Origin of the sequence: Erwinia sp. HDF1-3R (assembly GCF_039621855.1) — a bacterium.
GTDB lineage: Bacteria > Pseudomonadota > Gammaproteobacteria > Enterobacterales > Enterobacteriaceae > Erwinia.
Genome location: NZ_CP155071.1, coordinates 3,240,679 through 3,263,873, shown reverse-complemented (window position 1 = coordinate 3,263,873; position 23,195 = coordinate 3,240,679). Strand labels below are relative to the sequence as shown.

General features: G+C 57.0%; 20 protein-coding genes. 12 read left to right on the top strand and 8 right to left on the bottom strand.

Annotated elements, in window-relative coordinates; genetic code table 11:
* Positions 1-137: 137 nt before the first annotated feature.
* The 5 genes from AAGR22_RS14900 (at position 138) to AAGR22_RS14880 (ending at position 6,161) form a co-directional block, all read left to right on the top strand.
* Entirely contained in the window at positions 138-1,604 is a 1,467-nt protein-coding gene (locus tag AAGR22_RS14900; protein ID WP_067708620.1) for an amino acid permease, read from the top strand.
* 150 nt (positions 1,605-1,754) lie between these two features.
* Positions 1,755-2,837 carry an iron ABC transporter permease gene (locus AAGR22_RS14895; protein WP_067708617.1) on the top strand — a complete coding sequence of 361 codons (1,083 nt, stop codon included), beginning with the start codon at positions 1,755-1,757 and terminating at the stop codon, positions 2,835-2,837.
* Positions 2,837-3,622 (top strand): ABC transporter ATP-binding protein, encoded by a 786-nt coding sequence (locus AAGR22_RS14890; protein WP_067708614.1) that lies wholly within the window; start codon positions 2,837-2,839, stop codon positions 3,620-3,622. Before AAGR22_RS14895 ends, AAGR22_RS14890 begins: the two co-directional genes overlap by 1 nt.
* Before the next feature lie 203 nt (positions 3,623-3,825).
* On the top strand, positions 3,826-5,793 hold the full coding sequence (gene cirA, locus AAGR22_RS14885) for a catecholate siderophore receptor CirA (RefSeq protein ID WP_345828259.1): 1,968 nt from the start codon (positions 3,826-3,828) through the stop codon (positions 5,791-5,793).
* A 53-nt stretch (positions 5,794-5,846) separates the two neighbouring features.
* The gene (locus AAGR22_RS14880; protein ID WP_345828257.1) at positions 5,847-6,161 is read left to right on the top strand and encodes a hypothetical protein; all 315 of its coding nucleotides are present in this window, start codon (positions 5,847-5,849) and stop codon (positions 6,159-6,161) included.
* 695 nt (positions 6,162-6,856) lie between these two features.
* Here AAGR22_RS14880 and fghA read toward each other — a convergent pair.
* The 3 genes from fghA to AAGR22_RS14865 are packed head-to-tail and all read right to left on the bottom strand — an operon-like array spanning position 6,857 to position 9,774.
* Positions 6,857-7,699, bottom strand: a complete 843-nt coding sequence (fghA, locus tag AAGR22_RS14875) for an S-formylglutathione hydrolase (RefSeq protein WP_345828255.1) — start codon at positions 7,697-7,699, stop codon at positions 6,857-6,859.
* 12 nt (positions 7,700-7,711) lie between these two features.
* Positions 7,712-8,836, bottom strand: a complete 1,125-nt coding sequence (locus tag AAGR22_RS14870; RefSeq protein WP_067708605.1) for an S-(hydroxymethyl)glutathione dehydrogenase/class III alcohol dehydrogenase — start codon at positions 8,834-8,836, stop codon at positions 7,712-7,714.
* Between the two features lie 44 nt (positions 8,837-8,880).
* Positions 8,881-9,774, bottom strand: a complete 894-nt coding sequence (locus AAGR22_RS14865; protein WP_067708601.1) for a LysR family transcriptional regulator — start codon at positions 9,772-9,774, stop codon at positions 8,881-8,883.
* A gap of 128 nt (positions 9,775-9,902) precedes the next feature.
* On the opposite strand from AAGR22_RS14865, the gene AAGR22_RS14860 reads away from it, so the two are divergent.
* From AAGR22_RS14860 to mglC, 7 genes are all read left to right on the top strand, one after another.
* The gene (locus AAGR22_RS14860; RefSeq protein ID WP_345828252.1) at positions 9,903-11,039 is read left to right on the top strand and encodes a YbfB/YjiJ family MFS transporter; all 1,137 of its coding nucleotides are present in this window, start codon (positions 9,903-9,905) and stop codon (positions 11,037-11,039) included.
* Positions 11,040-11,211: 172 nt separating this feature from the next.
* A complete protein-coding gene (gene folE, locus AAGR22_RS14855; RefSeq protein WP_067708593.1) occupies positions 11,212-11,877 on the top strand; it encodes a GTP cyclohydrolase I FolE in 666 nt (221 codons plus the stop codon).
* A 44-nt stretch (positions 11,878-11,921) separates the two neighbouring features.
* Positions 11,922-13,088 carry a DUF418 domain-containing protein YeiB gene (gene yeiB, locus AAGR22_RS14850; RefSeq protein ID WP_345828250.1) on the top strand — a complete coding sequence of 389 codons (1,167 nt, stop codon included), beginning with the start codon at positions 11,922-11,924 and terminating at the stop codon, positions 13,086-13,088.
* A 176-nt stretch (positions 13,089-13,264) separates the two neighbouring features.
* Positions 13,265-14,305, top strand: coding sequence for an HTH-type transcriptional regulator GalS (gene galS, locus AAGR22_RS14845; protein ID WP_067708587.1), 1,041 nt, complete (start codon positions 13,265-13,267; stop codon positions 14,303-14,305).
* Between the two features lie 296 nt (positions 14,306-14,601).
* Positions 14,602-15,597, top strand: coding sequence for a galactose/glucose ABC transporter substrate-binding protein MglB (mglB, locus tag AAGR22_RS14840; protein WP_067708584.1), 996 nt, complete (start codon positions 14,602-14,604; stop codon positions 15,595-15,597).
* A 91-nt stretch (positions 15,598-15,688) separates the two neighbouring features.
* Complete coding sequence (mglA, locus tag AAGR22_RS14835; protein ID WP_345828247.1) at positions 15,689-17,209, top strand: galactose/methyl galactoside ABC transporter ATP-binding protein MglA; 1,521 nt, start codon at positions 15,689-15,691, stop codon at positions 17,207-17,209.
* Between the two features lie 19 nt (positions 17,210-17,228).
* A complete protein-coding gene (mglC, locus tag AAGR22_RS14830) occupies positions 17,229-18,239 on the top strand; it encodes a galactose/methyl galactoside ABC transporter permease MglC (RefSeq protein WP_067708577.1) in 1,011 nt (336 codons plus the stop codon).
* 47 nt (positions 18,240-18,286) lie between these two features.
* Here mglC and sanA read toward each other — a convergent pair whose 3' ends face one another.
* The 5 genes from sanA to AAGR22_RS14805 all read right to left on the bottom strand — a co-directional run bounded on the left by sanA (position 18,287) and on the right by AAGR22_RS14805 (position 23,142).
* Positions 18,287-19,024, bottom strand: coding sequence for an outer membrane permeability protein SanA (sanA, locus tag AAGR22_RS14825; protein WP_067708574.1), 738 nt, complete (start codon positions 19,022-19,024; stop codon positions 18,287-18,289).
* Positions 19,025-19,189: 165 nt separating this feature from the next.
* On the bottom strand, positions 19,190-20,887 hold the full coding sequence (locus tag AAGR22_RS14820) for an NAD-dependent malic enzyme (RefSeq protein WP_345828245.1): 1,698 nt from the start codon (positions 20,885-20,887) through the stop codon (positions 19,190-19,192).
* Positions 20,888-21,050: 163 nt separating this feature from the next.
* Entirely contained in the window at positions 21,051-21,935 is an 885-nt protein-coding gene (cdd, locus tag AAGR22_RS14815) for a cytidine deaminase (RefSeq protein WP_067708571.1), read from the bottom strand.
* Between the two features lie 126 nt (positions 21,936-22,061).
* On the bottom strand, positions 22,062-22,754 hold the full coding sequence (locus tag AAGR22_RS14810) for a CidB/LrgB family autolysis modulator (protein ID WP_067708569.1): 693 nt from the start codon (positions 22,752-22,754) through the stop codon (positions 22,062-22,064).
* Positions 22,747-23,142: a CidA/LrgA family protein gene (locus AAGR22_RS14805; protein WP_345828244.1), complete on the bottom strand. Its 396-nt coding sequence runs from the start codon at positions 23,140-23,142 to the stop codon at positions 22,747-22,749. Before AAGR22_RS14805 ends, AAGR22_RS14810 begins: the two co-directional genes overlap by 8 nt.
* Positions 23,143-23,195 lie beyond the last annotated feature (53 nt).

The following is a 23,195-nucleotide window of genomic DNA, read 5'->3' as shown; positions in this document are numbered from 1 at the left end:
TTGACGCGGGATAAGGGGCTGTTGCTTATAATTCCGGGCTGATCATGAACCTATCTTATAACGCGGTGGAATCACTATCCCTGCGGGGGGAGTTTGTTACAATCGCGCCTTATTTATCCAGGATACAGCATTTCAAGATGGTTAAGGACAAAAAAACAACAGAACAGCCTGCGCTAAGGCGTGAGTTAAAGGCGCGTCATCTGACGATGATCGCCATTGGGGGTTCAATTGGTACCGGCTTGTTTGTTGCCTCGGGTGCGACCATTTCCCAGGCGGGCCCGGGCGGGGCGCTGCTCTCCTATGTGCTGATCGGCCTGATGGTCTATTTCCTGATGACCAGCCTGGGGGAGCTTGCTGCCTTTATGCCGGTCACCGGCTCGTTTGCCACCTATGGCGCGAACTACGTTGAGGAAGGCTTTGGCTTCGCACTGGGCTGGAACTACTGGTACAACTGGGCTGTGACCATCGCTGTTGATCTGGTGGCATCCCAGCTGGTGATGACCTGGTGGTTCCCCGATACCCCCGGCTGGATCTGGAGCGCGCTATTTATGGGCGTGATTTTTCTGCTTAACTACATCTCGGTAAAAGGTTTTGGTGAGGCGGAGTATTGGTTTTCCTTAATCAAAGTCGTGACGGTCATTATCTTTATCGCGGTTGGCGTGCTGATGATCGCGGGCATTCTGCGCGGCGGTGAGAATGCCGGCTGGCACAACTGGCAGATCGGCGATGCACCGTTCTCCGGCGGCTTTTCAGCCATGATCGGCGTGGCAATGATTGTCGGCTTCTCTTTCCAGGGAACGGAGCTGATTGGCATCGCCGCCGGTGAGTCCGAAGATCCGGCGAAGAACATCCCCCGCGCCGTGCGCCAGGTGTTCTGGCGTATTCTGCTGTTCTACGTGCTGGCGATTCTGGTGATTAGCCTGCTTATCCCTTATACCGACCCGCGCCTGCTGCGTAACGACGTGAAGGATATCAGCGTAAGCCCCTTTACCCTGGTGTTTGAACACGCGGGCCTGCTCTCGGCGGCGGCGGTAATGAATGCCGTCATCCTGACGGCGGTGCTGTCGGCGGGTAACTCAGGCATGTATGCCTCCACCCGTATGCTGTTTACCCTGGCGCGGGAAGGAAAAGCGCCGCGTATTTTTGGCAAGCTGTCGAAAGGCGGCGTACCCCGTAATGCGCTGTATGCCACCACCGTGGTCGCCGGGCTCTGTTTTCTCTCCTCGATGTTTGGCAACCAGACGGTCTATCTCTGGCTGCTGAATACCTCCGGGATGACCGGCTTTATCGCCTGGCTGGGTATTGCCATCAGCCATTATCGTTTCCGTCGGGGCTATATCGCGCAGGGGCATTCGATCGCTGAACTGCCTTACCGCTCAGGCCTATTCCCGCTGGGCCCGATTTTTGCCTTTATTCTTTGTCTGACCATCACCCTGGGACAGAACTATCAGGCCTTTTTGCAGGATCGTATCGACTGGTATTCGGTTGCGGCCACCTATATTGGTCTGCCGCTGTTCCTGATAATCTGGCTGGGCTACCGGCTGACCAAAAAAACCCGTTTTGTGAAGTACAGCGAGATGGTATTCCCTTCCAGTAATCGCTAATTCAGACAGCGTGATACGCACAGGGCGCGGCTTCCGCGCCCTTTTGGTCACAGCTTCTTACTACTAATACCATTGATAACCATTATCATTTGCTTTATTGTTACGCCGCTGCTTCTCCTGCCTCAGCGCGAACAATTACAGGTATTAACCATGAGTGTGACCCACGACTCCATGCAGTACGTCGAAAAACAGCCTAAAGAGAGCGTAATGGGACGTTACCATCAGCTGCTTCGCTATCGCCTGCTGCTGATGGCCGTGCTGGTACTGGCTATTCTCGCTTCGCTTATGCTGGATTTTACGTTGGGTCCGTCCGGGCTTTCCCTGCATGATCTCTGGCGGACGCTGCTGTCACCGGAGAGTGTTGATGCCGGAACGCGCGTTATAGTCTGGGACATTCGCCTGCCCTATGCGCTGATGGCAGTGGTGGTAGGACTCTCGCTCGGCCTGGCAGGGGCAGAGATGCAAACCATTCTGAATAATCCGCTGGCCAGTCCGTTCACCCTTGGGGTGTCGTCTGCCGCTGCCTTTGGTGCCGCGCTGGCTATCGTACTGGGTATCGGCATTCCCGGCATTCCTGACCAGTGGTTTATTTCGGGCAATGCCTTCATCTTTGCGCTGATCGCCGCGCTGATGCTGGATGGCGTGACCCGCTGGACTCAGGTTGCCACCTCCGGCGTGGTGCTGTTTGGCATCGCGCTGGTGTTTACGTTTAATGCGCTGGTCTCCATGATGCAGTTTATCGCCAGCGAAGACACGCTACAGGGGCTGGTTTTCTGGACCATGGGCAGCCTGGCGCGTGCCTCCTGGCAAAAGCTGGGCGTGCTGACGCTGGCCTTTGCGATACTGGTTCCGTTCTCGATGATGAGTTCATGGAAGCTGACGGCGCTTCGCCTGGGCGAAGACCGCGCGGTGAGTTTTGGCATTGACGTGCGGCGTCTGCGGCTGGGGACGCTGCTGCGCATCAGTATTCTCTCTGCGCTGGCGGTCGCCTTTGTGGGGCCGATTGGTTTTATTGGCCTGGTGGCACCGCATATCGCACGTATGATCTTTGGTGAAGACCATCGCTATTATCTGCCTGCGAGTGCGCTGACTGGCGCGCTGGTGCTGTCCATGGCGTCGGTCGTGTCGAAAAATCTGATCCCCGGAGTGATTATTCCGGTCGGGATCGTCACTTCACTGGTCGGTGTGCCTTTCTTCCTGAGTATTATTCTGCGCCATCGGGGGACGGTCTGATGGACGGTTTAACGATCAGCGGTTTTCATGCCGGTTATCCGAAGCGCAGGGTCATCAGTAATCTGAATGTTCCCTGTTTACCACGTGGCAAGATCACCGTGCTGCTGGGGCCAAACGGCTGCGGTAAATCTACGCTGTTGCGGTCCCTGGCAGGTCTAAACCGCGCGCAGGGCGAACTGTGGGTCAATGGCTGTGAGCTGATGTCGCTGCCCTTCGCCCGTCGCGCGGAGCGCGTGGTTTATCTGCCACAGTCGCTGCCCGCAGGCGTTCATCTGCACGTGCTGGAATCGATTATTGTTGCGCAGCGCGCATCCGGTGGCCGCAGCAGCGCCGACAGCGAGGCGGAAGTGATGGCCCTGCTGGATCAGCTGGGTATTGCCCATCTGGCCTTATGCTATCTGGACCAGCTCTCTGGCGGTCAAAAACAGCTGGTAGGTCTGGCTCAGTCGCTTATCCGTCGGCCAGAACTTCTGCTGCTTGATGAACCGCTGAGCGCGCTGGATTTGAACTATCAGTTTCACGTGATGGATCTCGTTCGGCGTGAAACCCGCAGGCGAAATATCATTACCGTGGTCGTGGTACACGATATCAATATTGCGCTGCGTCACGGCGAACACGTACTGATGCTGAAAAACGGCGAGCTGATCGCTGACGGTACGCCGGAAGAGGTTATCACTCCGGCGAGCCTGGCAAGCGTCTACGGCGTAAGAGGACGCATTGAGCGCTGTTCTCAGGGTACGCCACAGGTGCTGATTGATGGTCTGGTCACCGCGCCGGTATTCTGATGCTTCAGATGCTTCAGATGCTTCAGATGCTTCAGATGCTTTAAGGGTAACGTTTAAGGTTACGCATCGTTACCCCAGCAGTAAGCGGGGCGCTTTCGCCCCGTATTAAAAAATAAACCGGTGAACCGGTAGCGGTAAAATTGGCTGTTTTAAGTGTGAGCAAAAGGACTGATAACACATTAAGCATTACCAAGGAGAAGGATATGTTCAGATTAAACCCTCTGTTACGCGGTGGGCTGTGCGCCTCCGCACTGGTTCTGACGTTCCCGGCTGCGGCTGAAGAACGTGATGAAAAAGAAGAGACGATGGTGGTCACCGCGTCCTCGGTAGAAGTGAATCTCAAAGACGCCCCCGCCAGCATCAGCGTCATTACCGCTGAAGATCTGCAACGCAGGCCCGTACAAAACCTCAGCGACGTGCTTCGCGACGTTCCCGGCATACAGCTCAATAACGAAGGCGATAACCGTAAAGGCGTCAGCCTGCGCGGGCTGGATAGCAGCTATACGCTGATTCTGATCGACGGCAAGCGGGTCAATTCGCGTAATGCCGTGTTTCGACATAACGACTTCGACCTGAACTGGATACCCGCCGATGCCATCGAACGTATTGAGGTGGTGCGCGGACCGATGTCCTCACTTTACGGCTCGGATGCGCTGGGTGGGGTAGTGAATATCATCACCCGTAAGGTAGGCAGGGCGTGGCATGGGACGCTGAGCGCCGATGCCACGGTGCAGGAGCATCGCGATCGTGGTGATAGCGAAAATGGCAATTTCTTTACCAGCGGGCCGATTGTTGAGGATCTGCTGGGCGCTAAAATTTACGGTAGCCTGGGCAGACGGGGAAAGGACAGTCAGCAGATGTCTTCCACTTCGGCGACGGGCTTGTCGCCGCGCATTGAGGGCTACACCACCCGCGATGCCAACGTGGAATTTACGCTGACGCCGACGGAGGATCAGGAGCTGACCCTGGGCTACGGCGTGAACCGTCAGGATCGTGATTCCGACTCGCTGGACAAGAACCGCCTGGAACGGCAGAACTACTCGCTGGGCCACAATGGCCGCTGGGGCGGGGTGAATACCGAACTGCGCTTTTACGGCGATCGGATAGACAACTATACCGGTAGCGATAATATCGTGGCGCAGAACAATGCGCTGGAAGGCAAGCTGGTTATGCCATTGGCCGATATCAGCCAGCTGCTGACCTTCGGGGGCGAAATGCGACACGATACGCTGACGGACCCGGTCAACCTGACGGGCAGTGGACGCACTTCTGCCAGCCAGTTTGCGCTTTTTGTCGAGGATGAGTGGCGAATTTTCGACGCGCTGGCGCTGACCACCGGTGTTCGTATGGATGATCATCAGACTTATGGCGATCACTGGAGTCCGCGCGCCTATCTGGTTTATAACGCCAGCGATACCCTGACGGTGAAAGGCGGCTGGGCCAACGCGTTTAAAGCGCCTTCGCTGCTACAGCTGAGCCCCGACTGGCAGGCGAACTCCTGTCGCGGCAGCTGCAGTATTGTCGGAAGCAAAGATCTTAAGCCAGAAACCAGCGAGAGCGTAGAGCTGGGTCTTTACTATGCGGGAGAGGACGGGCTGCTTGATGGCGTAACCGGCAGCATTACGGCTTTCCAAAACAATATTAGCGATATGATCAGCGTGGCGCGTACCGCCTCGAAAGAGCTGGCACCCGGCTACAGTAATTTTGTGGGGTTTGATAAGGACGGTAAGCCCATTTTCCGCTATTACAATGTGAATAAAGCGCGCATTACCGGCGTGGAGAGTGAGGTTTCTGTTCCCTTTACGGACGCGTGGAAGCTGACGCTGAATTATACCTACAGCGACGGACGCGATCTTAGCGATGGGGGCAATAAGCCACTGAAGGAGCTGCCGCTGCATACCGCCAACGGGACGCTGGACTGGTCACCGCTGCCGGACTGGGCATTTTGGCTACAGGCGAACTATTCGGGGCAGCGTCGGACCCTGAAGAACAACGGCGTGACGCCGGGCGGTTATATGCTATGGAACACAGGGGGGAGCTGGCGGGTCACTAAAGCAGTGAAGCTGAAAGCGGGGGTGATGAATTTGGGGGATAAGGCGCTGGAACGTGATAGCTATAGCTATAACGAAGATGGCCGTCGCTATTTCGCTGCGGTGGATTACACTTTCTAAGGCGTCCATGTGGCCCGCGCTGTAGGGTGTCGTCTGCTACGACGGCAGGCAGTGTGGGCTGGTTAGCGGGTCCGCTGCGGGGGCGGTGGGCCAGCGCAGCGTTCGCCGGGCGTCATGAAACTGCAATATCGGCTTTTCCGGTGGACAATCCCAGCGTTTGCCGGGCGTCCTCGCGCCAGGCTTTGCCTGGTGCCTTTGGCTCCGACGCCGGGCCGGACGGCCCGGTCGCGAGCGGGCATCCCTGCCCGCCGCTCCCTGAGTGCAGCATCCCTGCTGCCCTCGCCTGGCCCTCCGTCCTCGCCGCAGCGCTGCGGGATGCCCGTCAACCGCAGGGATTGTCCACCTCTCAGGCTGCTGAGCTGCTTTGAGTAAAACCCTTTAGTCTCCGCAGGTATCATCAGCACGACTTCCAGTTAAGCCCTAATAGCGCTCAGGCTTTGTAGCCCGCCCGGCCCACTGGCAGGTAATCCGGTAATGTGCTTTTGATAGCGCCTGCCCAGCCAATGGCACTGAATTTTTAGCACAGAAGTTTTCTTATTTGCAGAGTTCTTCCTCTTCCAAACCTGCCGAAAGAGTTTATGTTACCCCCGGAACCGCTTTTATACGTAGCGAGCACAATGCGAAAGGAGCAGACGGGTGGGGGCCGGTGACAGGCAATCCACAGCGCTGAGCGCAGGGAGGAAGACCCGGATGGGCCAGCAGGGATGCTGGCACAAGGGCATGCCGGGACAGGGACGTCCCGTCATGCCCGGTCCGAAAGGTCGACGAACGGAGCGAAGGAACCGCGCAACGCGCGGCGCGAGGACCGCCAGGCACCGGCCCCCACCCGTAGGCGACACCCCGGACCTTTGCCGCACCGGCCCCCACCCGTAGGCGACTACCCCGGACCTTTGCCGCACCGGCCCCCACCCCCAGGCGACTACCCCGGACCTTTGCCTGCCCAGGCGCGCAGGCGACACCCCGGACCTTTGCCGCACCGGCCCCCATCCTCAGGCGACAACCCGGACCGCCCAAAAAAAAGGGCTCCCCGATGGGAACCCTTTATACGCGCAAAACAACCTCGTTACGCCAGCAAATGCTCAGCGTGGAAGCGCAAATGATCCTCCACGAAACTCGCAATGAAGAAATAGCTGTGATCGTAACCCGGCTGGATCCGTACGGTTAACGGAAAACCCTTCTCCTGAGCAATCGCTTCCAGCCTCTCCGGGTGCAGCTGATCGGCCAGGAACTGATCGCTGTCACCCTGATCGATAAGCAATGGCGGCGTTGATGACGCCTGACGCATCAGCCAGCAGCTATCATACTCGCGCCATGCCTGCCGATCCTCGCCCAGATAGGCGCTAAACGCCTTCTGCCCCCAGGGCACCTCCATCGGGTTAACAATGGGTGCAAACGCCGACGCGGAACGAAAGCGTGTCGGATTACGCAAAGCCAGCATAATGGCACCGTGCCCCCCCATCGAATGCCCCATGATGGCCTGACGATCGCTAACGTGAAAATTACTGGCAATCAGTGCCGGTAGCTCCTCGTTAATGTAATCGTACATGCGGAAATGGGGCTTCCAGGGCGCTTCGGTCGCGTTCAGATAAAATCCTGCGCCCTGGCCCAAATCGTAACCCTCATCATTGGCTACGCCTTCTCCGCGCGGGCTGGTATCCGGCATCACCAGCACCAGACCCAAATCAGCCGCCACGCGCTGCGCACCCGACTTAGTGGCAAAATTCTCATCGGTGCAGGTCAGGCCAGCCAGAAAATAGACCACCGGCGGGGGCGCATCGCGCTTAGGGCCGGGCAGGAAAATACTGAACGTCATATCGGCGTTCAGGGTGGCAGAACGATGGCGATAGCGCTGCTGCCAGCCGCCAAACAGACGATGTTCTTCAAGTAGTTCCAGCGTGGACGCCATTAATCCTCCCGATTATTTACTGAAATGCACCACGGAACGGATCGACTTGCCTTCATGCATCAGATCAAACGCGTCATTGATCTCTTCCAGCGGCATCGTATGGGTAATAAAATCGTTCAGCTGGAACTCGCCGTCCATGTAGCGCTGAACGATGCCCGGTAGCTGAGTCCGACCCTTCACGCCGCCAAACGCGGAACCGCGCCAGACGCGCCCGGTCACCAGCTGGAAAGGCCGGGTTGAAATCTCTTCTCCCGCGCCCGCCACGCCGATAATCACCGACTCGCCCCAGCCTTTATGACAGCACTCAAGCGCTGAACGCATCACGTTAACGTTCCCGATGCACTCGAAGGAGAAATCCACGCCGCCATCGGTCATCTCAACGATCACTTCCTGAATCGGCTTATCATAGTCTTTCGGGTTAATCAGATCGGTTGCGCCCAGTTTGGTTGCCAGATCGTATTTGCTGGTATTGATATCAATACCGATGATGCGACCCGCCTTCGCCATTTTTGCGCCGATGATGGCAGACAGACCAATGCCGCCCAGACCGAAAATTGCCACCGTATCGCCTTCCTTCACTTTGGCGGTATTCATTACCGCACCCATGCCGGTGGTCACGCCACAGCCCAGCAGACACACCTCTTCAAGCGGCGCCTCTTTGCTGATTTTCGCCAGTGAAATCTCCGGTATCACGGTATATTCGGAGAAGGTCGAGGTGCCCATATAGTGGAAAATGGGTTTACCGTCCTTAAAGAAGCGGGTAGTGCCATCCGGCATCAGCCCTTTACCCTGGGTGGTACGGATGGCCTGGCAGAGGTTGGTCTTACCGGACAGACAGTATTTACACTGACCACACTCCGGGGTGTAAAGCGGGATAACGTGGTCGCCAACGGCTACACTGGTGACGCCTTCGCCCACGGCTTCAACAATACCGCCGCCTTCATGGCCGAGGATGGCCGGGAACACGCCCTCAGGATCCTTGCCGGAAAGGGTGTAAGCATCGGTATGGCACACGCCGGTTGCCACGATGCGCACCAGCACTTCGCCTTTTTGCGGTGGCATTAAATCAACTTCTTCAATTTTGAGTGGCTCACCGGCAGCCCAGGCCACGGCGGCGCGCGTTTTGATCATTTCCATAGTTATTCTCTTTAGTCGTTTCAGTGCATCAGGGGGATTATTAATTATGGACGAATTTCGTCAGGATCTGACGCATCGTCGATGTGCTCAATAATTAGCGACTTCAGTGCCTTTACGTTAGGGGTAAAGGCGTCACGCCGCCAGACCAGCCAGGTGTCGGTCTCGCTGACGTCAGCGGGCAGGGAATGACGCTGGACGCCCGCCCGCGCCGGAAGCTGCCCGAGAACCGATTCGGGCAGCAGGGCAAGCCCCGCGCCGCTGGCCACGCAGGCGAGCATCGCGTGGTAAGACTGTATCTCCATAAAACTGCCGGGCTGAATGCCGCTGCTGCGAAACCAGTTTTCGAAGCGCAGCCGATAGGAACAGCTGGGGCGAAAGGCAAACAGCGTTTCCCCCACGGCATCGGCGGGATGATGAATGGGCGTATGGCCAAGACCTGAAATCAACACCATCTTTTCATGGAAGACAATGCAGCTGTTAAGCTCGTCTGCCGTAATGGGACCATCGGCCAGCGCCGCAGCCAGCGTACCTTCGCGTACCCGGCTGATAACCTCGCCAGAGGTGCCGGTTATCAGCGACAGGGCCACGCCAGGGTAACGCTGATGATAAGCGGCCAGCAGCACGGGCAGGCGGGTCGCCGCCGTGCTCTCCATTGAGCCGAGGGCAAAATTGCCCCCCGGCTCGCCGTTATGCGCCATACTCATCGCTTCCTCACTCAGCGCCAGAATGCGCTGGGCGTAGCAGAGAAAATTATGCCCTACCGGCGAAAGGCGCAGGCGCTGCTTCTCGCGGATAAAGAGATCGGCCCCCAGTTCCTGCTCCAGCTGGCGCAGACGCGTGGTCAGGTTGGAGGGTACGCGGTGCAGCTGCTCAGCCGCGCGTGCCAGCGAACCCGTTTCTGCTACTGAACAGAACATTTTCAACTGCGTCAGATCCATGCCTTCTCTTTTTGTAAGCAAGTTGGTGATGATTATTCACTTTCCGTCAGTGTAGCGATCCTGCATCATACTGGCAACCCTTTGTCGGCAAGCTGTCGACGGGCGCAACTAACTTCAGGAGCGGGGATATGGCTTTTCGCGTGGCGCTAAGCGCTTTTTTATCACTGGTGGTTGCGATGGGGATTGGCCGCTTTGCCTTCACCCCACAGGTGCCGCTGATGATCGGCGAGCATCAGCTCTCCCTGACCAGCGCGGCGGTAGTGGCCGCCATCAACTATCTCGGCTATCTGTGCGGTTCTTACGATGCCATGCGCGCGACCCGACGGGTGGAGCGTCGTCTGAAGGTCGGCGTCTGGGGGGCGGTGGGGCTGACGCTGCTCTCAGCCTGCGTTGAAGGACCCTGGCTGCATGGCATCGTCCGCTTTCTGATTGGCTGGGCCAGCGGCTGGGCCATGGTGCTGATTGCCGCCTGGAGTAATGAACAGCTGCATAAATATGGCCGTGCCGGACTGAGCGCCGCCGTTTTCGCCGGGCCGGGAACCGGGATCTTTCTTAGCGGCATGCTGGCAGTCGTACTGCACGGTCAGCAGGTCAGCGCCGCTACGGCGTGGCTGGCCTACGGACTGCTGGCGCTGGTCCTGATTGCGCTTATTGCCCGCAACCTGCCGGGGCCCGGGGAGCTTCACCGTCCTGAAACGGCACCTGCGCCGCTGGTGCTGACGCGGGGTCTGAAAAAGCTGGTCTGGAGCTACAGTTTGGCGGGTTTTGGCTATATCCTGCCCGCGACCTTTCTGTCACAGATGGCGGTTTCGCGCTTTCCCGGCAGTCCCTTTGCCCAGTACGTCTGGCCGATATTTGGCGGGGCAGCGGTTATCGGCATTGGTCTTGGCATTCTCACCCGCCATTTTGGTCAGGCTAACGTCCGGCTGGCGATCGTGCTCTGGGCACAGGCGGCGGGGGTCTTTGTCGTCGAAATGATGCCGGGGATCGCCGGTCTGGCGCTGGGTGCGGTGCTGATGGGGGGCGGTTTTCTCTGCGTAGTGCAGCTTACCCTGCACTACGCCCGCGAGCTGGCGCCGCAGCATGCCCGCTATATGGCGGGTCTGTTAACCACTGGCTATGCGGTAGGTCAGCTGCTGGGGCCGCTGCTGTCGGCGCTTTCCACCCAGCTAACGCACCGGCTGGAGCCCGCGCTGTACGTGGCCGGGGTGGCGCTGCTGGTGGCCGGCGCGCTGGTCTGGAAGCGCGACCCGGCGGCGGCGTAAAAGACGCCACCCGCATCCTGAGTACCCTGTGCCTGAAGCTGCGTGAAACAGTTTCATCCCGGTTTAAATTGATTCACTGGATTAACGTCGCATTGTGTACCAGAATAGCGCCTCAGAATTTTTGCCGGTCCCGCCCGGGGCCGGAATAACACCCGCTGGAGAAAAGATCGCCATGGCTACGTTAAGTCAGGAAGCCGCACTGGTTCACGAAGCGCTGCTTGCGCGTGGACTGGAAACCCCGTTACGCTCGCCTGCGCGTGAAATGGATGACGAAACCCGCAAACGCCTGATCGCCGGTCATATGACTGAAATCATGCAGCTACTGAATCTGGACCTTACAGACGACAGCCTGGCCGAAACGCCGCATCGCGTCGCGAAAATGTACGTTAATGAGGTCTTCTCTGGTCTCGACTACGCCAATTTTCCCAAAATTACCGTTATCGAAAATAAGATGAAGGTCGATGAAATGGTGACGGTGCGTGATATCACCCTGACCAGCACCTGTGAACATCACTTTGTCATTATCGACGGTAAGGCCACCGTGGCCTACATCCCTAAGGAAAAGGTCATCGGCCTGTCGAAGATTAACCGCATCGTGCAGTTTTTCTCCTCGCGCCCGCAGGTGCAGGAGCGTCTTACCCAGCAGATTTTAGTGGCGCTGCAAACCCTGCTCGGCACCAATAACGTGGCCGTATCCATTGATGCGGTACATTACTGCGTGAAGGCGCGCGGCATTCGCGATGCGACCAGTGCCACCACCACCACGTCGCTGGGAGGATTATTCAAATCCAGCCAGAACACGCGGCAGGAGTTTCTTCGCGCAGTACGCCATAGCTGATGCCTGACGGGCCATCTGGTTTGCTTTAACACAGGACAGGCCTCATGCCGCGTATTCACACGCTGGATTTTATCCGTGGGCTGGCTATTTTGGGCATTCTTCTGCTCAATATCATCGCGTTTGGCCTGCCCCGCGCCGCCTACCTTAATCCGGCCTGGCACGGGCTGCCGCCGGATTATGACGCCTGGTGCTGGGCGCTGGTCGATCTCTTTGCCCAGGAAAAATTCCTTGCCCTGTTTGCCCTGCTGTTTGGTGCCGGTCTGCAGATGCTGCTGCCGCGCGGCAAACGCTGGCTCCAGGCGCGGCTCACCTGGCTGGTGCTGTTAGGTTTCCTGCACGGTACGCTCTTGTGGGACGGCGATATCCTTTTCGACTACGGGCTGATTGGGCTGGTGGTCTGGCGGATGATCCGCGATGTCTCCTCCAGCCGTCAGCTCTTCAATACCGGCGTAATGCTCTATCTGGTTGGCAGCTGTGCGCTTGTCGTGCTGGGGCTGGGAGCCTCTGTGCATCCCAACAGTAGCTGGCTCCCGGGCTTTGCCGACGTGCAGTACGAAACCTTCTGGAAGACCCAGGGGGGCTGGCCTGCGATTCAGAACCGGCTCGATCTCTTCTCATCCGGGCTGATGGCGCTGGCGGTGCAGTATGGCTGGCAGCTGGCCGGGTTGATGATGGTCGGCAGCGCCCTGATGCGCAGCGGCTGGCTGAAAGGCAGCTATAGCCTGGCACATTATCGTCGCACCGCCGCGATCCTCATCTCGCTGGCCTGGCTGATTGAGCTTCCCGCTATCGCTTTACAGTGGGCTTCCGGCTGGGAATTCCGCTGGTCCGGCTTTTTTCTGCAGGTTCCCCGTGAAATCAGCGCGCCGTTACAGGCAGTAGGGTACGCGGCGCTCTGTTTTGGCTACTGGCCCACATTGTCGCGCCTGAGGATAACCCGGGCAGTGAGCTGCGTGGGGCGTATGGCGCTAACCAACTATCTGCTGCAAACCCTGATATGCACCACCGTTTTTAACCGCCTGGGCTGGTTTAACCAATGGGATCGCTGGCAGCTGGTGGCGATGGTGCCTGCCGTCTGGCTGATCAACCTGTCGTTCTCCCTCTTCTGGCTGCGCCATTTCCGTCAGGGTCCGGTTGAATGGCTATGGCGCAGACTGACGCTGCTGAGCGGCGGGCGGCCCCTGACGACGGGCTATCCGGGAAAGGAGTAATGTCCGCATCGTCAGGAAGATGATGCCGCTCACAAAGGCAGGATAAAGCGTTGTAACCGTTTTCATCCCTGTGACGACTTTCACGTAGCCCCGCCGTTGATGCTGTAAGAATAGCCTCCAGTCAACCTGACATCTGGAAGGGCTATGCAACGACCATTCTCCCCGGGCAACTGCCCATGATGACCATTCGTGATGTCGCCCGCGCGGCGGGCGTCTCGGTGGCCACCGTCTCGCGCGTACTCAATAACAGCGCCATCGTCACGCAAAGCACCCGGGATGCGGTGTTAAAGGCGGTCGAGGGCCTCGGCTATCGACCCAATGCTAATGCTCAGGCGCTGGTTACCCAGGTCAGCGATACCCTTGGCGTTGTCGTGATGGACGTCTCCGATCCCTTCTTTGGTGCGCTGGTCAAGGCGGTGGATTCCGTTGCACAGCGCTGGCAAAAGCACGTGCTGATTAACAACTCCTATCATCAGGCAGACAAGGAGCGGCATGCCATTGAAGTACTGATCCGTCAGCGCTGTAACGCCCTGGTGGTGCATGCGAAGGCGCTTGAGAATGCAGAGCTGATTTCGCTGATGGACGAGGTGCCCGGCATGGTGCTGATCAATCGCGTGGTGCCGGGCTACGCACACCGCTGCGTCTGTCTGGATAACGTCAGCGGTGCGCTGATGGCCACCCGCATGCTGCATCAGCAGGGACATCAACGTATCGGTTATCTGGCCTCCAGCCACGGGATTGAAGATGTGCATCAGCGACGTGAGGGCTGGCGGCAGGGGCTTTTGGAGCAGGGCATTCTGCCGCCGGAAAACTGGATAGCCAGCGGTGAGCCGGATATGCAGGGGGGCGAAGCGGCAATGGTTGAGCTGCTTGGCCGCAACCTGCATCTGAGTGCGGTTTTTGCCTATAACGACAGCATGGCGGCAGGCGCGCTGGCCGCACTGAAGGATAACGGCATCCGGGTGCCGCAGGCGTTATCCCTGGTCGGCTTCGATGATATTCCCATTTCACGCTATACCGATCCGCAGTTAACGACGGTGCGCTACCCGATTATTTCTATGGCAAAGCTGGCGACAGAATTAGCACTCAGGGGCGCGGCTGGTGAGCTGGATGAAAGCGAACAGCACTGCTTTATGCCCACGCTGGTACGCCGTCATTCGGTAGCCTACTGCCAAAATGCGGAGCCGGTCACTAACTCAGGTGATTCCCTGGTGTAACCGTTTTCAATCTGTGAGTAAATTCACAGTTAATTAACATCCCATTCTCTATGATGGCTGCGACCTGACGGCAATGAAACATTATGTAACGCAGGTCAACCCTTATATGAAGGCGGTTTCTGGCGATGTGAAATAATTACTTACATCGCCATTCGGAAGTGGTACCGCAGGGGGAAGTCGTTTTTATTTAACAAATATTTGGCTTTGCTTAACGTTACGTCAACCTTAACGCCTCGCCGGGATCGCGCTGTTGCAGACCCGCGACGCCGCAGACCACCCTGTTTAAAACCGGAGATATTATGAAGAAGGCTTTCACCCTCACCGCCCTGGCTGCCAGCATGATGTTCGGTGCAGCGGTTCACGCCGCCGACACCCGTATCGGCGTAACGATATACAAATATGACGACAACTTTATGTCCGTCGTGCGTAAAGACATCGAGAAAGAAGCCAAAAACAGCGCGGGCATCCAGCTGCTGATGAATGACTCACAGAACAGCCAGTCCACCCAGAACGATCAGATCGATGTGATGGTCGCCAAAGGCGTTAAGGCGCTGGCAATCAATCTGGTTGACCCGGCAGCGGCGGCAGTGGTAATAGCGAAAGCCAAAGCGAATGATATTCCGGTGGTCTTTTTCAATAAAGAGCCGACCGCCAAAGCGCTGGCCAGCTATGACAAAGCGTATTACGTCGGGACCGACTCAAAAGAGTCCGGGGTGAAGCAGGGCGAACTGATTGAGAAACACTGGAAAGCCAATCCGTCATGGGATCTGAACAAAGATGGCGTGATCCAGTTCGTACTGCTCAAAGGCGAGCCTGGCCACCCGGATGCGGAAGCCCGCACCAAATATGTTATCGATACCCTGAATAAAGACGGCCTGAAAACCCAGCAGCTGCATCTTGATACCGCGATGTGGGACACTGCCCAGGCGAAAGACAAGACGGATGCCTGGCTCTCCGGCCCGAACGGCAACAAAATTGAAGTGGTCATCGCCAATAACGATGCGATGGCCATGGGTGCCGTTGAGGCGCTGAAAGCCCATAACAAATCCTCCGTACCGGTCTTCGGCGTCGATGCCCTGCCGGAAGCGCTGGCCATGGTGAAATCAGGCGCGATGGCCGGCACCGTGCTGAACGATGCCGGGAACCAGGCGAAAGCGACTTTTGAACTGGCGAAAAACCTGGCCGCTGGCAAGCCCGCAACCGAAGGCACCCAGTACAAGCTGGATGGCAAAGTGGTACGCGTGGCGTACGTGCCGGTGGATAAAGACAACCTGGCCCAGTTCTCTAAATAACTCAGATCTGAAGGGCGCAGCCCTCTGCGCCCGCTACCGGGGTGGCGATCGGGCCCGCCTGGTTTCACGCAACGATTAGCCAGGTAGAACTATGGCCAGTGATAAAGTGCAAACACAGCGTGAATATCTGCTGGAGATGACCGATGTCAGTAAGTCATTCCCGGGTGTGAAAGCGCTGGACCATGTAAATCTAAAAGTGCGTCCGCACTCCGTCCATGCCCTGATGGGGGAAAATGGCGCGGGGAAGTCGACGTTATTAAAATGCCTGTTTGGCATTTACAGCAAAGACGCGGGAACCATTTTTTTCCAGGGCCAGGAAGTTAATTTTAACAGCGCGAAGGAAGCGCTGGAAAACGGCGTGTCGATGGTGCATCAGGAGCTGAACCTGGTACTCCAGCGCACCGTAATGGATAATATGTGGCTCGGACGCTACCCGAAAAAAGGCATATTTGTCGATCAGGATAAAATGTATCGCGATACCAAAGCGATATTCGACGAGCTGGATATTAATATCGACCCGCGCGATAAAGTGATTACGCTGTCCGTCTCGCAGATGCAGATGATCGAAATTGCCAAAGCGTTTTCCTATGATGCAAAAATCGTCATTATGGATGAGCCGACCTCCTCGCTGACGGAAAAAGAGGTGAATCATCTGTTCACGATCATCCGTAAGCTGAAAGCGCGCGGCTGCGGGATCGTTTATATTTCGCATAAAATGGAGGAGATTTTCCAGCTGTGTGATGAGATAACCATCCTGCGCGACGGTCAGTGGATTATTACCCAGCCGCTGGAAGGGCTGGATATGGATAAGATTATAGCGATGATGGTGGGGCGTTCGCTCAATCAGCGCTTCCCGGATAAATCGAACGTGCCGGGGGAAACCATTCTGGAAGTGCGCAACCTCACCTCGCTGCGCCAGCCGTCGATCCGCGATATCTCCTTCGATCTGCGCAAGGGTGAAATCCTGGGCATTGCCGGACTGGTGGGGGCAAAGCGCACCGATATTGTCGAAACCCTGTTTGGCATTCGCGAGAAGTCCGGCGGCACCATCCGGCTGCACGGCAAAAAGATCAATAACCACAGCGCCAACGAAGCAATTAATCACGGCTTTGCGCTGGTTACCGAAGAGCGTCGCGCGACGGGCATTTACGCTTTCCTGGATATCGGCTTCAACTCCCTGATTTCCAATATTCGTAAATATAAAAACAGCGTGGGACTGCTTGATAATAAGCGCATGAAAAGCGACACCCAGTGGGTTATTGATGCCATGCGGGTGAAAACGCCGGGGCACCGCACGTCGATTGGCTCCTTATCGGGAGGGAATCAGCAGAAGGTTATTATTGGCCGCTGGCTGCTCACCCAGCCTGAAATATTAATGCTGGATGAGCCAACGCGCGGCATTGACGTCGGGGCAAAGTTTGAAATTTATCAGCTTATTTCAGAGCTGGCGAAGAGAGAGAAGGGCATTATTATTATCTCCTCCGAAATGCCAGAGCTGATAGGCATTACCGACCGGATTCTGGTAATGAGTAACGGCATGGTTGCAGGTATAGTAGACACAAAAACCGCTACGCAAAACGAAATATTACGTTTGGCATCATTGCACCTTTAATGAGGTAAGGGCTGTTACCATGAAAGCAGTTAATAAGAAAAGTGCGCTCACCTGGTTGAAAGAGGGCGGAATATACGTTGTATTACTGGTGCTGCTGGCGATTATTATCTTTCAGGATCCCACCTTCCTGAGCTTAATGAATCTGAGCAATATTTTAACCCAGTCGTCGGTACGCATTATTATTGCGTTGGGCGTTGCCGGGCTGATTGTGACCCAGGGTACCGACCTGTCAGCGGGTCGTCAGGTCGGCCTCGCGGCGGTTGTCGCCGCGACGCTGCTCCAGGCGATGGATAACGCTAATAAGGTATTCCCGCAGATGGATACGGTGCCGATCCCGCTGGTTATTCTCGCGGTATGCTTTATCGGCGGTATTATCGGGCTGGTGAATGGGCTGATTATTGCCTATTTAAAGGTGACCCCCTTTATCACCACCCTGGGCACCATGATTATCGTCTACGGCATTAACTCACTCTATTACGACTATGTGGGTGCCTCGCCGATTGCGGGCTTTGACGAGAAGTTTTCAACGTTTGCGCAGGGGTTTATCCGCTTCGGTGATTTCAAGCTGTCGTACATTACCTTTTACGCGGCTATCGCCATTTTCTTCGTCTGGGTACTGTGGAATAAAACCCGCTTCGGTAAAAATATCTTTGCCATTGGCGGTAACCCGGAAGCGGCTAAGGTCTCGGGCGTTAACGTTAATTTTAACCTGATCCTGATTTACGCCTTGTCGGGCGTGTTTTATGCCTTTGGCGGCATGCTGGAAGCCGGGCGTATTGGATCGGCGACCAACAATCTGGGCTTTATGTATGAGCTGGATGCGATAGCGGCCTGCGTGGTGGGCGGCGTCTCCTTCGCGGGCGGCGTAGGAACGGTAGCGGGCGTGGTCACCGGGGTGCTGATTTTCACCGTGATTAACTACGGCCTGACCTATATCGGCGTGAACCCTTACTGGCAGTACATTATTAAGGGCGGCATTATCATTTTCGCCGTGGCGCTCGACTCGCTGAAATATTCGCGGAAGAAGTAAAGCTCTCCTGCGCCCGCCACGTGCGGGCGTCGGGCAGAATGATGTCCTCACTGAGGGTCGTGCGGTTTTTTCTCCAGCTTTTCCTGTAGCTCCAGCAGCTGCTCCGGCGTCACGGCGGGGTAGCTCTGGGCATCTTCCGCCACCTCCTGTCTTGCCGGAATGGGCACCAGCGGGCCAAGAAAACGCGGTTCACGCTTCATCAGATACAAGTCTGCCAGCGCGCCCAGGCGGGCACCCACCTCACGTACGCGAATATTGATCATATTCTTCGGCGACGGCACCGCATAGCACTGGGCCTGAATCCCCATATGCAGGGCGATAAACAGCGCGCGCTCACAGTGAAAACGCTGGGTGATTATAATGAAATCGTTGGTATCAAACACTTTGCGGGTGCGCACAATCGAGTCCAGCGTGCGAAACCCGGCGTAGTCGAGCACGATATCTGCCGGGTCTACCCCTGCGGCAATCAGATCGCGGCGCATGGTCATCGGCTCGTTGTAGCTTTGCTGGGCATTATCACCGCTCAGCAGCAGGTAATTTACCTTGCCGCTGTTATAAGCATTAATCGCACCCTGAATACGGTAAAGGTAGTACTGATTAATGACGCCGGTCCGGTAGTACTTAGCGGTACCCAGAACCACACCCACCTGGCGGTGCGGCAAAAATTTAAGATCGTCGTAGACCCAGGGCGCGGTTTTGACGCTTATCCAGCGATCCAGGCCGAGCGCGGTCACTACCATCAGCGTAGCGATGATAATCAGACCATAAATCAAGCGTTTTACCATGCCGGACGTTGCTCAGCGTTGCTGCCTAAGGATGGGTCAAGGCTACTTTACCCGACGAAACGAAGCAAGCAGCGGTGCACCATATGGTGGCATTTCGCACAATGCGCGCCGGGGGGGAACAGAGGGCGGGAAAAAGCCGGGCGAGGGTAACGCCCGGCAGCAGGATCAGATTGACGTACGACGGTAGTTACGGTACTGCGGCAGCCAGAAGTTAGCGGCGATGGATTTCGACAGGACGTCTTCAGACGTCACTACCGCTACGCCTGCCAGCTGAGCAGCCTTGCCCACCGCCATGGCGATCACTTTCGATACGCCCTGAATATCCTTCACCTCAGGCAGTACCGGACCGCTGCCGTCATTGACCAGCGGAGAGCAGTCTGCCAGCGCGCGGCTCGCGGCCATCAGCATACTGTCGGTCACGCGGGTTGCACCGGAGGCGATGACGCCCAGGCCGATACCCGGGAAGATGTAGGAGTTATTACACTGGGCGATAGGATAGGTCTTCTCTTTCAGCAGCACCGGCGAGAACGGACTGCCGGTCGCGACCAGTGCTGCACCCTCGGTCCAGGCCAGAATATCCTGCGGCGTGGCTTCCACGCGTGACGTGGGGTTAGAGAGCGGCATCACAATGGGACGCGGACAGTGCTTGTGCATTTCCCGCACGATCTCTTCACTAAACAGGCCCGGCTGACCGGATACGCCAATCAGGATGTCAGGACGCGCATTACGCACCACATCCAGCAGCGACAGCGAGTCAGACGCGACATCCCAGTGCGTCAGTTTTTCACTCTTCTGTACCAGCTTCGTCTGGAAGTTGAGCAGGTTCGGCTGTTTATCGGTGAGCAGGCCAAAGCGATCGACCATATAAACGCGCCCGCGCGCCTCTTCGTCGCTCAGTCCTTCTGATTTCATCTGCGCGATAATCTGTTCGGCGATACCGCAGCCCGCAGAACCGGCACCGAGGAAGACCACCGTCTGCTCGCTCATGGTGCTGCCCGCTGCGCGACTGGCCGCAATCAGCGTCCCCAGGGTGACCGCCGCGGTGCCCTGAATGTCATCGTTAAAGCAGCATACTTCATCGCGATAGCGCTCCAGCAGCGGCATCGCATTTTTCTGCGCGAAGTCCTCGAACTGCAACACCACGTTTGGCCAGCGGCTCTTCACGGCCTGGATAAATTCGTTAACGAAGTTATCGTACTCTTCGCCGGTGATGCGCGGGTGACGCCAGCCCATATACAGCGGGTCGTTCAGCAGCTGCTGGTTGTTGGTGCCGACGTCCAGTACTACAGGAAGGGTATAGGCCGGGCTGATCCCGCCGCAGGCGGTATACAGCGACAGCTTACCAATTGGGATCCCCATACCGCCGATCCCCTGGTCGCCCAGGCCAAGAATGCGCTCACCGTCGGTGACCACGATCACCTTAACGTTCTGCTTGGTGGCGTTTTGCAGCATATCTTCAATGCTGCCGCGATTGGGGTAAGAGATAAACAGCCCGCGCGCGCGACGGTAAATTTCAGAGAAGTGTTCGCAGGCAGCACCCACGGTTGGGGTGTAGATAATCGGCATCATCTCTTCAAGATGATTGTCCAGCAGGCGATAGAACAGCGTTTCGTTAGTGTCCTGGATATTACGCAGGTAGACGTGCTTGTCGTTATCGTTTTTGAAATCCTCAAACTGTCGCCATGCGCGCTGGGCCTGTTCTTCAATGGTTTCCACCGTTTCAGGCAGCAGGCCGTTGAGGTTAAAATCGTTACGCTCTTCGACGGAGAAGGCGCTGCCCTTATTCAGCAGGGGGAATTCCAGCAGGATAGGGCCAGCGTAAGGGATATAGAGCGGTCTTTTACTTTCGTAGTCGAGTTCCATGCGGGTATTACTCATTCGAAGCGGGAAGATGTGGAACAATCCTAAAATAATTCATCTGAAAGTACAGCTTTTGTTAACAATTGATAACAAAAGCAGCAGCACTATTGCCGTTAAGGTGCGGCGCAATGGGCCATCTGGCCGCACCCACGGCGGGATAATGGGGTCAGGCCAGCGGTGTCACGGTCAGATGGTTACAGCCCAGCGCCCGAAGCGTTGCTTCGGTTGCCTGGTACTGAATCACCTTCGCCTCCGCTGATTCAGCCAGTACCGCCCGCCGGATTTGCTGCACGCTGCGCCCGGACAGGTTCAGCAAAATCAGCGCGGCCTGCAGCGGCGGGAGGCTGGGGTTAAATGCGGCGTTTTCCGCATAGGAACCGGCAAAAATAGCGCCGTCCGACGCCTCAAGCGCGACGCCGCTCCAGGCCTGGGTATAAGGCGCATGGCTGCGGTTAGCGGCCAGAAGGGCTGCCTGCGTCAGCGCATCGCCCGTTGGCTGAATCCCCTGATCAGTTTCATCCATCAGCAGGGTCTGGATCGCCAGGTCACGCGGCCCAAAGGCATCCGGCAGATAGTGGCCGAGCGTGGCGGTGTCGCGTCCTGGCAGATCGATTTTCAGCGCGGTTCCGCTGTTTAACTCATTCATAAACTGGCGGCAGTGACCGCAGGGCGTGTAGTTTACGGTGATCGCCTCCAGCTGCCGTTCGCCCATGAGCCAGGCGTGAGTAATCGCGCTCTGCTCGGCATGGACCGTCTGCTGCATGGTGGCGCCGCTGAACTCCATATTGGCACCGAACCACAAATGACCGCTTTTGCCGCGCGCGACCGCGCCGACGTTAAAGTCTGAAAGCGGGGCAACGGCGCAGGCGGCTGCCAGCGGCAGCAGGGCAAACGCCAGCTCGCGATCGTTCAGACCGCTAACATTTTTGATCTCTTCAACCTGCTGCGGGGTGAAAAAAGCCGCAAAATCATCACGGGAAAGTACAGGCAGCAGGGCGCTCTGCAGCGGCGTGGGCAGCGCGGTAAACGCTGCCTGGAAACGTGGGTGCATAACAGGCCTCTCTGGCAGATTTGGCCGCTTATTCTGGCGAGCCTCCGCAGCGTTGTATGTGATTTTGTTCACATTTACAATGTAATATGTGAAAAAGGATCTACAAATGCGGGACTTGCCGCAAGTTTACCGCCACAGGTGCATCATGATCGGGAAGATAAAGGGTGCCAGCAGCGAGGTAATGATGCCGCAGATCACCAGCGCCAGCGAACTGTAAGCCCCTTCCTGATAGTCCAGCTCGGCGCAGCGGGCGGTGCCCAGCGCGTGCGACGCGTTGCCAATGGCCAGTCCGCGCGACGCCTTACTCTTTATTTTGCACAGGTTAAGCAGCATATGACCAAAAACCGCACCCAGTACGCCGGCCATCAGTACGCAGATCGCGCTGATCGCCGGGATGCCGCCCAGGGTCGCGGAAACGGCCATGGCAATCGGCGTGGTGACGGACTTAGGCATAATGGTTGCCGCTATTTGCGGCGACGCGCCCAGCCAGAGGGCAATGGCCGTGCCGGAGATCATCGCGGTCATACTGCCGATAAAACAGACGCTGATAATCGACTTCCAGCGCGCCCGAATCTGATGCATTTGCTCGTAGAGCGGTAGCGCCAGTGCGACCACGGCGGGCTGCAAAAGCTGATTCAGCAGCGAGCTGCCCTGAAAATAGCGGGCGTAGGGCATCTTAAGCAGTACCAGCAGCGGCACAATCACCACGATGGACACCAGCAGCGGATTAACCAGCGAGATTTTCACCTTAGCGGCCAGTTTACGGGCTGCGAGGAACACCAGCAGGGTAAGCGGCAGCGACCACCAGATATCACTCATTTTCCGCCTCCGCTAATCCCGCTGTTCTGCCGTGCAGACGGTGTGAAATCAGGCCCACGGTCAGCAGAACCACAAAGGTGCTGACGACGCAGGAGATAACAATCGGGCCAAACTGCGCGCTCAATATCTGCGTGTAGTTCATTATGCCGACGCTGATGGGCACAAACAGCAGCGCCATATAGCGGATAAGCAGGTGGCTGCCGGGCCTGACCCACTCAACCGGCATAATCTGCGAGGCCAGCAGCGCAAAGAGGATCAGCATGCCGATGATACTGCCGGGAATAGCCACCGGCAGCAGGGAAGCGATGCCGTTTCCGGCGTACAGACAGAGGTAAATGATGATAAAGGCGCGAAGGTATCGCCAGATAATTGACAGTGCGCGATGCATGAGGAACTCCTGCTTTGATGAACGTGAATCCCATGATGGAGAATAAAGCGTAG

Bases quoted from the DNA above. Each gene is read 5' to 3' on its own strand.
- cdd (WP_067708571.1), bottom strand. From the start codon at position 21,935: ATGCACCCACGTTTCCAGGCAGCGTTTACCGCGCTGCCCACGCCGCTG.
- AAGR22_RS14895 (WP_067708617.1), top strand. From the start codon at position 1,755: ATGAGTGTGACCCACGACTCCATGCAGTACGTCGAAAAACAGCCTAAA.
- AAGR22_RS14820 (WP_345828245.1), bottom strand. From the start codon at position 20,887: ATGGAACTCGACTACGAAAGTAAAAGACCGCTCTATATCCCTTACGCT.
- AAGR22_RS14860 (WP_345828252.1), top strand. From the start codon at position 9,903: ATGGCTTTTCGCGTGGCGCTAAGCGCTTTTTTATCACTGGTGGTTGCG.
- fghA (WP_345828255.1), bottom strand. From the start codon at position 7,699: ATGGCGTCCACGCTGGAACTACTTGAAGAACATCGTCTGTTTGGCGGC.
- cirA (WP_345828259.1), top strand. From the start codon at position 3,826: ATGTTCAGATTAAACCCTCTGTTACGCGGTGGGCTGTGCGCCTCCGCA.
- mglC (WP_067708577.1), top strand. From the start codon at position 17,229: ATGAAAGCAGTTAATAAGAAAAGTGCGCTCACCTGGTTGAAAGAGGGC.
- mglA (WP_345828247.1), top strand. From the start codon at position 15,689: ATGGCCAGTGATAAAGTGCAAACACAGCGTGAATATCTGCTGGAGATG.
- AAGR22_RS14890 (WP_067708614.1), top strand. From the start codon at position 2,837: ATGGACGGTTTAACGATCAGCGGTTTTCATGCCGGTTATCCGAAGCGC.
- AAGR22_RS14810 (WP_067708569.1), bottom strand. From the start codon at position 22,754: ATGAGTGATATCTGGTGGTCGCTGCCGCTTACCCTGCTGGTGTTCCTC.
- sanA (WP_067708574.1), bottom strand. From the start codon at position 19,024: ATGGTAAAACGCTTGATTTATGGTCTGATTATCATCGCTACGCTGATG.
- AAGR22_RS14805 (WP_345828244.1), bottom strand. From the start codon at position 23,142: ATGCATCGCGCACTGTCAATTATCTGGCGATACCTTCGCGCCTTTATC.
- folE (WP_067708593.1), top strand. From the start codon at position 11,212: ATGGCTACGTTAAGTCAGGAAGCCGCACTGGTTCACGAAGCGCTGCTT.
- AAGR22_RS14865 (WP_067708601.1), bottom strand. From the start codon at position 9,774: ATGGATCTGACGCAGTTGAAAATGTTCTGTTCAGTAGCAGAAACGGGT.
- AAGR22_RS14870 (WP_067708605.1), bottom strand. From the start codon at position 8,836: ATGGAAATGATCAAAACGCGCGCCGCCGTGGCCTGGGCTGCCGGTGAG.
- AAGR22_RS14900 (WP_067708620.1), top strand. From the start codon at position 138: ATGGTTAAGGACAAAAAAACAACAGAACAGCCTGCGCTAAGGCGTGAG.
- galS (WP_067708587.1), top strand. From the start codon at position 13,265: ATGATGACCATTCGTGATGTCGCCCGCGCGGCGGGCGTCTCGGTGGCC.
- yeiB (WP_345828250.1), top strand. From the start codon at position 11,922: ATGCCGCGTATTCACACGCTGGATTTTATCCGTGGGCTGGCTATTTTG.